Genomic DNA, 15,271 nt, shown 5'->3' on the forward strand with positions numbered 1-15,271 from the left:
CTTAATTATGCTCCCGATAGTCATGATCTTAACCCGATGTTCTGTAGTGTAACTTGAGATGCAAGCTTATATAAATTAATTAAGTTTAGCGAAAATCTGAGCAGAATCGATCGCTTCGTAGGGATAACCACTGGCATCTAAAAGGCTTTTTTCGGCGATTTCTCCTTCCTTAACGATAATTAAGCGGTTTTTGCCACCGTAGGCTTTAATTGTGACAATTTCTAAAGCAAATAACCCCGGAAAGAAACGGGGATTTAAGGCCCCATCGTACTCGAATTTACTCTGCATTAACTGCAAAGCATAGACGCTACTGCTATCAAAGGGTACTGCATCTCTCATCGTTTTGGCGCGCACTACTGGGATTAAATCGCGAAAGGGAATAGAAATCCTTTGCTGGGTGCGATCAAGTGTATCAAAAGAATAACAGTAACCGATGCCGTCCCAACGTCCTTCACAACGCAGAATTAATTTATAGCGTTTTCCGTCCCCTTCTACCTCTAATTCAATCCCCTCGTAGTTAGATAAATTTAGGGGAGGATTCAGGTTTCTGGTACGAACTGAGGCAAAACCGCCGTTATTTTCGGTTCTAACGATACCAGAAAAGAGCGAGCGTCCTCCGGTTAGGGTTATCTGACTCTCACTCACTCCTCCCATTACCACATCATCCACCGCACCCCAGATTTCTTTAATATCACTGCTGGGATTGCTAAAGTCAAAGAGGGTTTTTTCGGCGGTTATACCGGTATTTTTCAGTAAATCGAGTAAATTAGCTAAACTATGGCGGTTATTCTCCCCTTGACAGTAGATAATCTCATCAATCCCCGTGAATAATTGCGGGGTTTGCAGAGCGAATAAATCGACATTTTCGCCGAATACTTGACGAGCATCATCAATATTATCGACTAAAGCGCGAATTTGAGAGTTTTGCTGCTGTAGTTGAGTGATTACCTTTCTACCGATCGCATTTTCCCCACCAATGACTAAAATAGTCTTCATTGCTTGCTCATTTGTTAGCTGAATTTTTTTATCTTCCCCGAAACCGAGCAGCCTTTGCAGACAACTCCAGAGGGGAATACTATCAAAATAGTCTAGAGTTTGCCAAAATCTCTGAAAATCCCAGCTTTTTGACTCAGCCATAAATTTTATCTCCTTACTGCCATTAATTTTTATTGTATCGAGTTAGCTTGGCTGTTTGAGATCAAAAGCTCTCCTGTAAAAATCAAAAAAGGTGAGGATAATCCGAGACAGGAGGAGAAAAAAGACAAGAGACAACTATACTATTCATAAAACCTAATATTATGTCAAATTTATCTGTGATTTTAGATATTTTGACCCGATAGCGGTTCGAGAACTTACTTTGGCAGCAGGTCTATTAATTCTAACCAAAAATATTTTTACTTTATTCGATTCCATACTATCTAAGTTTTTAAGCTCATTAAAACTACTAATTTTCTCTAATCAGTCTAGGAACCCCAATGGGAGAAAGTGGCAAAAGTTGTCGGGTTAATTAACAATTGTCCCCGAAAATGTCTTGACCATCGAACCCCCTTTGAGGTATTTTATGAAATAGGATCAGATAGTGATGCAATTCAGATTTGAATTGGCTCTAAACTAGGCTACACTCTAGAGGAGAAACGCCAGGACTAACTGCATTATTTCGCAAAAATATGGCTAAAAAGCTTGATTTTGTTGTTCCCGCCATCGGTGGAGTCGCAGGAGCCAATTTATCTGCTTATCTGGGAAATATCGGCTTAGTCGGCGGATTTGGCGGGATAAGCGTCGGTTTAGTGGGAATGACGGGGATGGGCATCCTGACAAGTTCGGCAATTTATGCCAGTCTGCAAGGACTAGAAACAAACGATCGCACCGTGGGGTTAGCTTTGGGGATGGGAAGCCTTGGCGGAATCGGTATCTACTCTACCTTGGGGGGTGTGGGAGTCGCAGTTAAAGGTACAGCTTTCGCTGTTGGTGTCGGTTCTATGGCGATCGCTGGTGGGGTAGCCGGGTTAGGAGTCTATGGACTGATGAAAATGTTATCTCCCACCTACTCCGACAATAATTTTTATGACAATCTAGAATTTTTTGATCGCATTACTAGAGAGTACGAAGAAGCTTTATTTTGGCAAGAAGTTACGGGAAAATATGAAAATCTAGAGGCAGAATTACAGCAACTGTCAGCAGCAGTATCTGTTCAGGAAAATCCACAGTTATATTCTACAGAAATTACTATTCCAGAGCATTTATCTTGGCAGTGTTTCCAAACTCTTAAAGGTCATCAGGCAAATATTGGAGCGATCGATATTAGCCCTGATGGTAAAATTATCGCTAGTGCGGGAGAAGATCAAACCATAAAACTTTGGCAGCGAGAAACGGGTAAATTAATTTATTCCTTTGTGGGAGTTAATGAGCCGATCCAAACTTTGGCTATAAGTCCTAACGGTAAATCGATTATTGCTGGTGGATTGGATGGCAGAATTAGTCAGTGGCAATTAGAAACTAAGCAGTATAAAAGTAGTTTTTTCGCTCGTGTCAATGCTCCTGATAGCCACAATGGTGTAATTTTACAATTAGCTTTTGCTGCCAATGAAACATTTATTGTTAGTGCTAGTAATGACAAAACTCTGCGAATCTGGAGTTATTATACAGGAGAATTAAAGCGAACTTTAATTGGTCATGAGGAGGCAGTTAATACCTGCGCTATTAGTCCTGATAGCCAAATTATTGCTAGTGGTAGTGATGATAAAACTATTAAATTATGGCGATTTGATCATAGCTATGCTTATCAAACTTTTATCGGTGACAGGGCAGCCGTTAACAGTTTAGCTTTTAGTAATGATGGTCAATATCTAATTAGTGGCGGTGGGGATAAAACGATTAAAATCTGGGATATCAAGACAGGAGAAATTATTAAAAGTTGGCAGGCACACGAGCAGGCAATTATCAGTATTGCTGTTAATCCTCATCGTCATTTAATTGCTAGTGCTTCCCGAACAGAAATTAAAATTTGGCAAGGACAAACTGGAGAATTAATTAAAACTTTACGGGTAACTGCTCCCTTAAAATTTAGTCCTGATGGTCAATTTTTAATTACAGGTAGTTATGGAGGTAAGGTAAAAATATGGTCAGAAATATTAGAAAAATTAGAAATATTACCCCCTGATTCCGAGGATTGGTGGGAGGTTTTAGAAGTTTCTAAGAATGCCAGTTGGCCAGAAGTTAAACAAAGATATTATCAGCTTGCTCGTCAGTATCACCCCGATCACAATTCCTCGGCCATGGCGATTAAAATTATGCAAAAAATTAATCGAGCTTACGATCAGTTTTTATTTTCTATCTCGCAACAATCAAAGTGTTAGGTGATAGTTATTATAATTGGACTTCCCCCATACATAAATACTAAAAACTTAACAAATCAGAAAAACTTGACAAGCCAGCAATTGATGGATAAGGGTTTTCGGCTATTGTAGTAGATAATTATGGGGGAAGTTCAGCGATAAATCAATCAGTATTATTCTGAGAGCTAATTTCTTTTCTAATTTCGTTTAAACTTCTGGCAACTTCTGCATAATCATCAGAAGATGAGGAATAAAAACTCCAAGTATCAGTTATCTCTACTGCCTCGGCTAATTTTAAAACTGGCATTTTTTGCGGCTCAATAAATTTAGGTATTGGCAATTTTACTGGGATAACTCGCGCATTCATAAAATAGACAGAAAAATCTGAATATCCCATCTGTTAATCAATTACTATCCATTCTCGTTCGATTAACTGTAAACGAGGCTCTTGCACATCAAACGCATAAAGAAAAGCGGCAGCATAGAAACCACTTTTATAAAGAAAATCCTGAGAATAACTATTGGGTCTATTCCCAAAAGCTCCCCCCCCATACCCCAATATGCGAATATGAGGGACAAAAACTTCTTGAGAATGGGATTTGATGATTTTCTCTAAGGGATAGGATGCTAATTTGGGACGACAAGGATGTATTTCATGCCCATAAATAAAGGTAAGTCTAAATATCTGCTGTGAACCGTTACTATAATTAGGATTTTTCTCACTTATGCTAAAGTTATATTCTTCATGTTTATAATTAACCCCATCATTATCATCTATATACGATCTTGTCCCATTTTCCTTCTTTTGATACTGACAATAATAACTTAGCTCGCCATCTTCGCCACTATAGGAGAGCTTGCGGAGACGTATAGCGTTAATGAGTTTAATCCAATCATTTTTAAGCATAGACTGAGGATATATACGAGAATTAAGAGTTATTGGTAATCTTCCCCGATAACTCCCAAAAGTTAATTTTCTTCAATTGGCAACTGGTCACTGATAACTGGTCACTGATAACTGATTAGGATTTTTGACTGAAATAGGCCTCTAGTGCCGCATTGATGATTTGATTCATCGGCCGTTTTTCCGTTTCCGAAGCTTCCTTGAGACGGACAAACATATCATCGGGGACGCTGACACGGTTTTGATTTTTACGGACGCGTTTGGGTTTTGATTCAGTGGTGGTAGTTTCGGTCATTTTAGGTGTGTAGGTGGCTGAAAATGCTTGTAAAGCAGGGAAATTGACTCGATGACAGAATTCTCCGAAGGTTTCGTTATTTTGTTGATCCTGTTGGAAGTAAACGAAAATCGGTTCTAAGACCTTTTCTAGATCATCGATCGCCATTTTATCCAAATAGGGGCGCGCTAGTCGAGTTTGATCGGCCGTTCCCCCTAACCAGAGTTGGTAGGAGTTGGGGGCGCTACCCACAAATCCTAATTCTGCCATATAGGGACGCGCGCAGCCATTGGGACATCCTGTCATGCGGATGACAAATTGCTCTTTGCTTAATCCTAAGCGATTAAGCAGGGTGCGAATGCGTTCAATCACGCTGGGTAAAATTCTTTCTGACTCAGTAATCGCTAATCCACAGGTGGGCCAAGCGGGACAGGCCATGGCATAACGGGTTAAAGGGTCAATTTCGGCGGGATCGGTGATCATTCCGTGTTCTTTCAGGATCGCCTCGATCGCTTGCTGATCCTGGGGTTCGATGTCGTAGAGAATGATATTATGGTTAGCCGTCAAGCGCATGGGCAACTGAAAACGCTCGATAATCACTTTTAAGGCGGTTTTTAGCTGAAAACTGCCTTCATTTTTGACCCGGCCATTCTCCACAGAAAGACCAAAAAATAATTTTCCGTCTCCCTGTTCATTCCATCCCAAAAAGTCTTGATATTTCCAATCGGGGAGGGGTTGGTAGGGGGCGATTTTTTGGCCGAAATAACCCTCAACAGTGCTGCGGAATTTCTCTACTCCCCATTCTTCGAGGATATATTTCATTCTCGCATGACGACGATCGCCGCGATCACCGTAATCCCTTTGGGTTGCCACGATCGCTTTTACCAGATCGTACACATCTTCTTTGTCCACATAACCGATCGGATCGGCCATTCTGGGGAAAGTTTCCTCCTTATTGTGGGTCCTTCCCAGTCCACCCCCGGCAAGGATGTTAAAACCCTGTAATTGACCGTTTGCGTCGGTAATCACCACCAAACCGAGGTCATTGGTGTAGATATCGATGGAGTTGTCCCCCGGCACGGTGACACCGATCTTGAACTTACGGGGCATATAATGTTGACCGTAGATCGGTTCGATGGGATCGTTTTTGTTAATGCCATTTGTATCTTTTTGTCTCGATGCCTTGACTTCTGGCGCTTCTTCTGCACTGATCACTTTTTCGCCATCGAGCCAAATTTCGTAGTAAGCGCCAGTTTGGGGAGTGAGCAAATCGGCGATATTATTGGCATATTCCCAAGCATAGCCGTATTCGGGGCGATTTTTGTAGGGGGCTGGCGGTGCGGTGACATTGCGGTTAACATCACCACAGGCCGCTAAAGTGGATCCCATACTGCGGATAATTTCCCCGAGGGTAGCTTTGAGATTTTTCTTTAAAATGCCGTGTAATTGGAAGCCTTGGCGAGTTGTCACCCGTAAAGTGCTGTTACCGTAGCGATCGGACAAACTATCGAGGGTAAGATATAGTTGCGCGGGAATAAAACCCCCCGGACTGCGGGTACGCAACATCATTTGATAGTCTTTTTCTTGACCTTTGGCTCTATTGTCGCGATTATCCTGTTGATAGGAACCGTGAAACTTGAGGATCTGCACCGCCGCATCGGTAAAATGGGTTGTATCTTCGAGGAGTTCACTGGCCAAAGGTTCTCGTAGATAATTACTGCGTTCTTTGATACCTTCGACTTTAGAAACCTTGGCGGTAGGAGAAATAGGAGTTGTAACCATCGTCTAACAGCACGATAACCTGTGGATAGGTCTTAGGAATAGGAATTTAGACAAGCTCGATCGATCCTAAGAAGTTTTACTAACATGATCTCTAGAGTTCGTTCCAGACTCTGAGGTTAACAGTAGCGATCGAGACCTTAATTCTATCTTAGCTTCTTACCGTCCCCCGCGAACGCCACCCACCGATCAACTTTTTATGACCAATTCTCCCACCATTAAAACGGTTATTAGTCAAGAACCCTACATTATTCTTAACAATCAGGGAGAATTTCTGCCTTCTATTAATCTGAGTCGTCCTAATTATAAATTGGGGCGGGATGGTCAACAGGTGGATTTAGTTGTTCCCCAACACTGGACGGTGGTGAGTCGAGTACAAGCTTGTTTTCGTCGTCAGGGAGATGATTACTATATCTACGATGGAGACGGGACTAATCCTAGTTCCAATCAACTTTTTATCAACAATCGCGTCATTACTCCCAAAGAGGGCTATCTTTTACGAAATGGGGATGAGATTAATATCGGTCAAGATGTCAAAAATTCGGTCAAGATTACCTATTATCATCCTAACCAACCGGTAAAAAGCCAATCTTTCGCTTTTAAATCGGTTTCCCTCGGCCATCGCAGTGTAGTTTTAGGACGAGATAATGCTGCTACTGTGGTTTTAGACGCACCGACAATTTCCCGACAACACGCGATTATCGACAGCGATAACCAAAATCGTTATATTCTCTACGACAAAAGCACCAATGGAGTCTTTATCGACGGAGAAAAAGTATCGGGTAGTGCCATTCTAACCAACGGTTGTACAGTGAGAATCGGCCCCTATAGTTTTCGGTTGCAGGGAGATGAATTAGTTTTATTAGATACGGGGGATAATATCCGTCTGGATGCCGAAAATATCGTCAGGATGGTGCGGGATAAAAAGAAACAACCTTTGATAATTCTCAATCATATCTCCTTACCGATCGAACCGAGTCAATTAGTGGCGATTGTCGGGGGAAGCGGTGCGGGAAAATCGACTTTATTAAAGACTTTATTGGGAATTGAACCCACCACCTCGGGAACTGTTTATCTGAATGGGGAAGAGCTGCGCCAGAATTTTAATATCTATCGCACCCAAATCGGTTATGTTCCCCAATACGATATCGTCCACAGGGATTTAACTGTGGGAGAAGTGTTATATTACGCTTCTAAATTAAGGCTACCTCCCGATCTTAATTGCCAAGAAGTGATCGAGAAAACCCTGCAGCAGGTGGAATTATTAGAAAGAAGAAATACTTTAGTCAGAGACTTAAGCGGTGGTCAATTAAAAAGGGTGAGTATTGCGGTAGAATTATTAGCCAATCCCAAATTATTCTTTTTAGATGAACCCACCTCGGGATTAGACCCCGGTTTAGATAAAAAGATGATGGAATTGCTGGCAAAATTGGCCAAAGAAGGCAGAACAATTCTCCTAGTCACCCATGCTACTAATAATATCAATCTCTGCGATCGATTAGTTTTTCTTGGTCAAGGGGGCAATTTATGTTATTTTGGTTCTCCGGGGGAGGCCTTAAATTTTTTCTCTTTACCTCAGGGGGATTTTGCCGATATTTATATTCATCTGGAAACTAGCGAAAAAGTTGAGCAAGAATGCCAACGTTTCCAACAATCCGACTACTACAAAAATAATATTGAAGCAAGAATCGGTAAAATATTTCAGCAAAATAATAGTAAACCACAACAGGTTCAACAATCTTTTTGGCAACAACTACAGGTTTTATGTCAACGCTATAGCCAGTTAATTATCCGTGATCAATTTAGTTTAATTTTATACCTATTAACCGCCCCGATCGGAATTTTCTTAATGTCCGTGGTTTTAGGGGACAAAAATCCTTTATTTTTGGGGGATAATCCCAGTTTTAATGAGGCTATCCAATCCGCACCTTTAGCCTTAAAAACTCTCTTTGTTTTTACCTGCGCGCAATTGTGGGTAGGTTTTGCCTGTTCCCTACAGGAAATTGTCAAAGAATCGGCAATTTATCAGCGAGAAAGATTAGTTAATCTGGGATTATTACCCTATTTATTCTCAAAAATTCTGGTTTTAGCGGTCTTAGCTTTTCTGCAAACAATTGTCATTACCTGCGTAATATTTTGGGGATTTACCGACCCGCAACCAGAATTAATGACCTGGTTAACTGGCTGTTTTATTACCACATTTTTAACTATATTTGCGGCGATTAATCTCGGTTTATTAATTTCTGCTGGCGTTAGTAATATCACCCAAGCAAATAGCGCCTTACCTTTAATTTTAATTCCTCAGATTATCTTTGCAGGGGTATTATTTAGCTTAGAAGGTTTGGGAAAATATCTATCATGGTTGATGATTAGTCGCTGGTCAATTGGTGCCTACGGGGTATTAGTAGAGGTGGAAGCTATGATTGCAGAAGCGAAAGAACAAAATAGTTTTAATTTCCCTTTACCCTTTGAGGATGCCAATCAAGTTTATCAATTATCTTTCAATAATTTGTTCTTGAATTGGGGAGTGTTAATTCTTCATTCCCTTATTTATTTTCTCCTTACCTATTGGTTGCAAAAAAGAAAAGATATTTTGTGATCTGAATTATGAACAGCTTAACTGATAAGTACCTAAGCAAAATTAATTACACATATCTAACCCCCCCTTGCCTCTTGCCTTTTGCCTTTTGCCTTTCTTCACTAGGAAATTTATTTTGCACGACTACTTAACTGATAACTGATAACTGATAACTGATCACTGACGGCTAACCCTACTTAATTTAACTTCAGATCAAGAGCGATCGGACATTCCACTTTCGTTCCCCCTAAACCACAGTAACCGCCGGGGTTTTTAGCTAAATACTGCTGATGATAAACTTCAGCATAATAAAATTCAGGTGCGTCGAGAATTTCCGTGGTAATCTGACCGTAGTTCGCTTTATTGAGGGCTTCTTGGTAGATCGATCGAGATTTTTCCGCTAATTGCTTTTGCAGGGGACTATAGGTATAGATACCCGATCGATACTGGGTTCCCGTATCATTACCCTGACGCATTCCTTGGGTGGGATTATGACTTTCCCAGAAAACCTTTAACAGTTGTTCGTAGGAAATCACCCTGGGATCATAGACCACTAAGACCACTTCATTATGCCCAGTCATGCCGGTACACACTTCCTGATAGGTGGGATTGGGGGTGATACCAGCCGCATAACCTACGGCCGTGGTGTAAACACCTTCTAATTGCCAAAATTTCCGCTCTGCTCCCCAAAAACAGCCTAAACCAAACATTGCGGTTTCCATACCGGCGGGAAAGGGGGGCTGCAAAGGATGACCGTTAACGTAGTGGGTGCTAGGTACGGGCATTTTTTCCGATCGCCCGGGTAGGGCCTCCCTTGCCGTGGGCAAAGTTAATTTTTTTCCGAATCCGAATAACACCATAATAAGAATTTGTCCAGAAAGTTTTACCTTACTTTACATTGTCGCTTAATTTTGGGGATTTCAGTGATCAGATCAGAGTTTTCAGTTCACTGATTACTGTTCACTGAAAAAGCTCCGCCGCTGCCCGTTCAAATTAACCGAAGTGAGGCATAAGAGTCAAAACTCCCAAGTCTAAATCTTTACTATCGATCGATTTTGCCTCGTAGAGGGCTAACATATCGTTTAATTGGGGATTACCGCAGGAGGAACCAGTTACCCCCATGGCAACAATCAAACCACAATAACCCTCGGTATTTTTGATGCGTTTTTGCCAATTGCGGCGAGCATTACGGTGGTCGGGATCATCTTGCTCGAATTCCCCAAACAGATAGAGATCACCGTTAGCCATTTTCAGAATCCCGAGATCATAACGGGTATCTTCGAGGGGATCTTCGCCGGGGTTAAAACCAATAGCCGCCAAACCGCCAGCTTGTTCGATTTTTTCGATCAGTTCCTTGGCTTTCGGTCGGGAGGTCTGGATCATCACCACGGGGAAACCCTCTCCTTTTGTTGGTACGGATTGGGGTTGATAATGGATTTTTGGACGACTGCGAATTTTATCTAATAATTGCCAGGGAACCATTCCCAGACTGAGATGTGCATTATCAGGGACGAGATTCTCCTTGAGTACGGATTCTTCCTCATCATCCTCATCATCCTCATCATCGTCGTCGTCGTCGTCCTCTAAGAGTTGCATAAATTCCGCACATAGATCGGGCATCGTGGCTACCGTCACCGCCACGGTTTCCCCTTTTGCTTGTTCGGGATCGAGGGGAATGCGAAAACGACGCTGTAATTCTCCGATCGGTTCTTCGGATAAAGCGGATTGATTGCCTTTAAAAAAGCGCAACAGAGCCATTAAAGCTAAATATACCGTGATTGCTTCTTCTTCATCCAAATAGGGGCGAATACCTTCGTAGGGATGCACGCTGCCGAAAACCGGATGAATCTGGGAGGGAGCAGCCGAGGCCAGATCGTAGTCATCCTCGTCATCTTCCTCGTCATCATCGGCCAATTCATAGCTTAAAAACCAACAATCTTGGGAAAGAAAGGCTTTTTCTAATCTTTCCATCGATTTTTCTGCTAAAGCGGACTGGCGGAATTGTTTGAGGGATTCCAGGGAACGATAGAGAATGACTCCGTATTCCCGACCGAGCATTCCCATGACACAGGCGTAAAGATTCGGGAAATCGGGGCGATCGAGCTTAATTTCCAATATATCGTAGTCAGCTAAACAGGACCAGGGTTCAGCTTTCCAAATTTCGTGAGCGGTTTTCACTAAAGCGGACTGCCAAGCGGGGGGAATTGCCGGGGGGCGGTTATTTTGGAATTCCTCGAATCCGCGAAAGAGATCATCGATCAGGGGCAAACTGGGGACATAATCGATGGTGATATCGAGATCTTGCAGTACCCCGCGCAGAAAAAACTGTGTTTCTCGATCGCGGACGATAATTTTTTTCGGTCTGGCTGGCCGGGCGGGATTTTGGGGTGTTTCGATGGCGCGGATTAAGGTTCTCACCATGGCCTCCGGTCCAGTTTCGGGGGAAACTACTTCCATAGCGCGTACACAGCCCTCGCTGCCGTCCACCCAGATCACGCACTCGCCACCGCTTTCTTGATTTGGTTCTAGGGTGGCCCGGGGCATTCTCTCGGATAAGGATAAAGCACGACGATCTCCTTCCCAAACGCTGGGAATTTGTGGGATTTTTTTGAGGCGGCTTTGGGTTGTCCGGGGCAGAAGATTCATCGGGAAATTTAGGGGTAGCTGTGTTAGGATTTTAACCTTTTCTTTTTAAGGATTCCATAGAATCATTCTATCGATTTAGTCGATAACTTGATAAATAAACCGGAAACCTGACCAAGTTCCTAGATCAAAGGCGTATTCATCAATTACACTGCCAGAACTATCCATTTTTAGACCTAAATCTAATTTTAGATCGCTCCAGAAAGCTCTGGCTATTTCTAGGGGGTTAGTCAGGGTGAGCAGTGGGGTGGCTTCTCCCTTGAGGCTTTGAGTGGCATTGAGAAGGGTCAAGGTTTTCGGGAAAGGATGGCGACTGAGGATCAGTATATTCTCTCTGATGCCCTTGGCTTGACTAATTTTCCAATGCCCTTGGCGGTCATTGGGGATGGTGGCCTTGGTTTTAGCCGCCACGACAAAGGGGGCTAATGGGCTGGAATTGCTGAAATTATCGGGGGTTTCTGAACAGGAACAGTATAAAAGCGGTTGGCGATCGCTGTTGAGGACAAGGATCAGTGCGTAGAGGGGTTGTTCTTCTTGATTCTCGATTTGATAGCGAATTTCCGTCCCGACGGGCAGAATTAAGTCATTTTTAGCGGTATTATTCCCCCTGCTACCCACAATTTTTTGGGTTTGTACCGTGGAGATATAGGTTTGATCGAGGCTTTCCAGGGTGACAATGACGGCTAAACCGGAGGATTCTTGATTGATCAACAAGTGCCACAATTTGCAGGCCAGCAGGGTTTCTAGTTGCGATTGCAGTCGTTTAATCCCGGATTTAATGGCTTCGTTGGCCGCCCCTAAACTACCGATAATTAGGGAGCCATTGGCAGATAATAACTGATAATTGCCAGTTTCTTCGCCACCAACTCGACTTAAGATACAATCTACCGTTTGTTCGCCAATATTAACCACGGCGGCCACATCGGGCAAACTGGCAAAGGTACTGGTGGCATCTACCCGTTCAATCCGGGTTAAGTTACTATCCAAACCGACGATTAAGCCGATTTTACTCGGAAAAACCCGCAATTTTTCCTGTAGAATCTGTCCTATTTCTAGGGAAGCAGCCGGGGATAATAATTGCGCTTTCGCTTTTAAACCCTGACGGGAGAGAATTTGTAGGCTGATTTCCTCCCCAGTCGCCTCAATAAAGCTCAAACAGGAGTTAATTCCGTAATTTTCTAGGATTTCTAAGGGCAGGCCGACCAGATTGACTTCTAGGGTGCGTTCATCAATAAGATTTGTAACAATTGCTGCGCCCCCCCTTGACGTTTCTGACGTTGTATGATAGGGCGGGGCAGAATTATTTTTTTGATTACTGGTTAGGATTGCCGGCTGCTGTTGTTCACTGCTGTGACTAGCGACGAGATTACGGAGATGGGGAAAAGCGATCGCAATTGTCGGACTGGGGGAAACTTGCCAGAGATACTGAGTGAGATCATAGGTGAATAAGCCAGCATTGGGGCTATTACCGCTCAATTCCAGGGCGATTTGCTCTGGTTTAGCGGCAGCGAGAATAACGCCGTTACTAGGCTTATTTTTGAGGTTAAAACGGGTTTTAATATCGGCAGCGAAAGTTAATTCGGCGGGGTTAGGATCAGTAATGGTTCTAGAATAGGAACGAATGCGGAGATTACCGAGATAGGGCTGAGGTTGGGGGAGATGACTACTATCAAAAATCAAGCTAAACTTATCCGTAGCTAGACAGCGAGCCATCAGCAGGATATTTTCCTTAAGTAAAGCATTTTCTGCCCCATCCGCAGTAATAAAAACCTCTTTTCGGGCCCCAACACTGCCATAACCGCTAAAGTGAAAAATTACCACATCTCCCGCCCTGGCTTGGGCGATCAGGTGTTCTAAAAAAGCCGCTTCGATCGCTTCTCGACTGGCTTTTTGTCCTGTTAAAGTTACTATATCAGCATCCTGAAAGCCAAAACGATAACGGAGAAGGTCTTTTTGTAACTCCACATCGGTAAGACAACCGGGCAGCGGCGGAATATTCGCACCATACTGGTCAATACCGACTAAAAGAGCCAATTTTCGGGGATTAGGGGTGGCGAGAGCGGCCAAATGACGGTTAAGGGTCCCTTGACTAATCGCCAAAGTCAGCAACCCCCAACCTGTCTGCTGGATCAATTCTCGCCTAGTTATGTTCATCGGAAATTTTGGGTCTGAAACCCCGCCGTTCTACGGCGGCTTTACGTTAGAATTAAAAGGCCAGTCTCGAAAACCAAGTGGACGGCGCAGCACCGTTCGGCTGAGCTCACGGCCGAAGCCTTGAAAACTCGGCTTAGGGGGTTCCGACCAGAAAAGCTTGGCCGGGTAAAAAGTCGCGCGCAACAAGTACAAGAAGCTATAGGCGGTCAACGTACCGTGGGACACACGGAATCGGGCTTCTGAAATGGGGCGAAAGTCTGTGGACTCTGTGTAAGACAGTACATGGTTTTTTAACTGTGGTATGCGACGGTGGTGGAAGCAGAAACTTAAATCGTGAGGTTTAGGAATCGCCGCACTTTTAGGGCGGCGAGGATGTCAAGATCCTTGCATGGCGCGGATTAATTCGGCAGCTACTTCTGGACGGGAGAATTCCGGAGGTGGTAATTCTCCTTTGCGCAGCAGTTCCCGGACTTTCGTTCCCGAAAGGTGGATTCTTTCTTCAGGTAAACTGGGGCTAGTTTTGGTGGTTGCCATTCCCGAAGTGCGGGTACAGTAGAAAGCGTGTTCAAACTTCATCGGCACGATTCCCAATTCCCCCGGCTCGAACTCATCAAAGATATACTGGGCATCGTAGGTTCCGTAGTAGTCCCCGACTCCGGCATGGTCACGACCGACGATAAAATGGGTACAACCGTAGTTTTTACGGATAATAGCGTGGAAAATTGCTTCCCGGGGGCCGGCGTAACGCATAGCTGAGGGGTTGATAGCCAGAATAACGCGATCTTGGGGGAAGTATTTATCCATCATGATCTCATAGCAACGCATCCGCACATCGGCCGGCACATCATCGCTTTTGGTAGCGCCGACAAGAGGATGCAAGAATAAACCATCTACCACTTCTAGGGCGCATTTTTGAATATATTCGTGGGCCCGGTGGATGGGATTACGGGTTTGGAAACCGACAATCGTTTTCCAAGCTTTTTCGTGGAACATTTTGCGCGACTGCACAGGATCGATCTGATATTTGGGAAACTGGGGATGAGGATCGCGCTGAAGTAACCAAATTGGACCTGCGAGGTTAATTTCTCCCTGTTCGTAGAGAACTTTTACCCCGGGGTGTTTCTGGTCGTCGGTACGATAGACGTTAACTGCTTCGTGGGCTTTATTATAACGGTATTTTTGGGTTAGTTCTAGGACTCCGACAAAGTTGCCTTCGCTGTCATCTAAACGAATCCAGTTGCCTTCTTTGAGGGGATCCGCCACTTCTTCGCTAACGGAAAGAGTCACGGGAATTGCCCAGGGTAAACCATTGATTAGACGCATATCATCGACGACTTTTTCGTAGTCGTCCTGTTCCATAAAGCCTTTGAGGGGACTGAAACCACCAATAGCAATCATAACTAAATCCGAGAGCGCTCGTTCATCTAGGGAAACTCGCGGTAGTTTTTCAGCTAGGGCCAGAAATTCTGCTTTTTCGGCAGCGGTAGCAATACGATTAATTAATTGCCCACCGTGGGGCGCGATTCCTTCGGTCAGTACAGTCATAAAAATTTCTTTACATTGTCACGGTTTATCCTATCAGAAGTTGGTTAACCCTTAATCAA

10 protein-coding genes and 1 pseudogene are annotated in these 15,271 nt (G+C 43.7%); 3 read left to right on the forward strand and 8 right to left on the reverse strand.

Going from position 1 to position 15,271, the window contains the following annotated elements; genetic code table 11:
• Positions 1-75: 75 nt before the first annotated feature.
• Complete coding sequence (locus RAM70_RS09095; RefSeq protein ID WP_312673382.1) at positions 76-1,137, reverse strand: CIA30 family protein; 1,062 nt, start codon at positions 1,135-1,137, stop codon at positions 76-78.
• A gap of 357 nt (positions 1,138-1,494) precedes the next feature.
• Here RAM70_RS09095 and RAM70_RS23080 point away from each other — a divergent pair.
• Positions 1,495-1,599 (forward strand): annotated as a pseudogene (locus RAM70_RS23080) (IS30 family transposase); the annotation flags it as partial.
• A gap of 68 nt (positions 1,600-1,667) precedes the next feature.
• Positions 1,668-3,356, forward strand: coding sequence for a WD40 domain-containing protein (locus tag RAM70_RS09105; protein WP_312673383.1), 1,689 nt, complete (start codon positions 1,668-1,670; stop codon positions 3,354-3,356).
• A gap of 142 nt (positions 3,357-3,498) precedes the next feature.
• On the opposite strand, the gene RAM70_RS09110 is transcribed toward RAM70_RS09105, so the two are convergent.
• The 3 genes from RAM70_RS09110 to sir all read right to left on the reverse strand — a co-directional run bounded on the left by RAM70_RS09110 (position 3,499) and on the right by sir (position 6,295).
• Positions 3,499-3,732 (reverse strand): hypothetical protein, encoded by a 234-nt coding sequence (locus tag RAM70_RS09110; RefSeq protein WP_242017293.1) that lies wholly within the window; start codon positions 3,730-3,732, stop codon positions 3,499-3,501.
• 3 nt (positions 3,733-3,735) lie between these two features.
• Positions 3,736-4,242: a hypothetical protein gene (locus RAM70_RS09115; RefSeq protein WP_242017294.1), complete on the reverse strand. Its 507-nt coding sequence runs from the start codon at positions 4,240-4,242 to the stop codon at positions 3,736-3,738.
• A gap of 115 nt (positions 4,243-4,357) precedes the next feature.
• A complete protein-coding gene (sir, locus tag RAM70_RS09120) occupies positions 4,358-6,295 on the reverse strand; it encodes a sulfite reductase, ferredoxin dependent (RefSeq protein ID WP_045362058.1) in 1,938 nt (645 codons plus the stop codon).
• A gap of 196 nt (positions 6,296-6,491) precedes the next feature.
• Between sir and RAM70_RS09125 the strand changes: the two genes are divergently transcribed.
• Entirely contained in the window at positions 6,492-8,891 is a 2,400-nt protein-coding gene (locus RAM70_RS09125) for an ATP-binding cassette domain-containing protein (protein WP_312673386.1), read from the forward strand.
• Between the two features lie 176 nt (positions 8,892-9,067).
• On the opposite strand, the gene msrA is transcribed toward RAM70_RS09125, so the two are convergent.
• From msrA to sat, 4 genes are all read right to left on the reverse strand, one after another.
• On the reverse strand, positions 9,068-9,730 hold the full coding sequence (msrA, locus tag RAM70_RS09130; RefSeq protein ID WP_312673388.1) for a peptide-methionine (S)-S-oxide reductase MsrA: 663 nt from the start codon (positions 9,728-9,730) through the stop codon (positions 9,068-9,070).
• A 133-nt stretch (positions 9,731-9,863) separates the two neighbouring features.
• Positions 9,864-11,516 carry a DUF6930 domain-containing protein gene (locus tag RAM70_RS09135; protein WP_312673390.1) on the reverse strand — a complete coding sequence of 551 codons (1,653 nt, stop codon included), beginning with the start codon at positions 11,514-11,516 and terminating at the stop codon, positions 9,864-9,866.
• Positions 11,517-11,591: 75 nt separating this feature from the next.
• A complete protein-coding gene (locus RAM70_RS09140; protein WP_312673392.1) occupies positions 11,592-13,667 on the reverse strand; it encodes a caspase family protein in 2,076 nt (691 codons plus the stop codon).
• A gap of 375 nt (positions 13,668-14,042) precedes the next feature.
• Entirely contained in the window at positions 14,043-15,212 is a 1,170-nt protein-coding gene (gene sat / locus RAM70_RS09145) for a sulfate adenylyltransferase (RefSeq protein ID WP_045362047.1), read from the reverse strand.
• Positions 15,213-15,271: the final 59 nt, after the last annotated feature.

The organism is Microcystis wesenbergii NRERC-220 (assembly GCF_032027425.1).
Classification (GTDB): Bacteria; Cyanobacteriota; Cyanobacteriia; order Cyanobacteriales; family Microcystaceae; genus Microcystis; species Microcystis wesenbergii_A.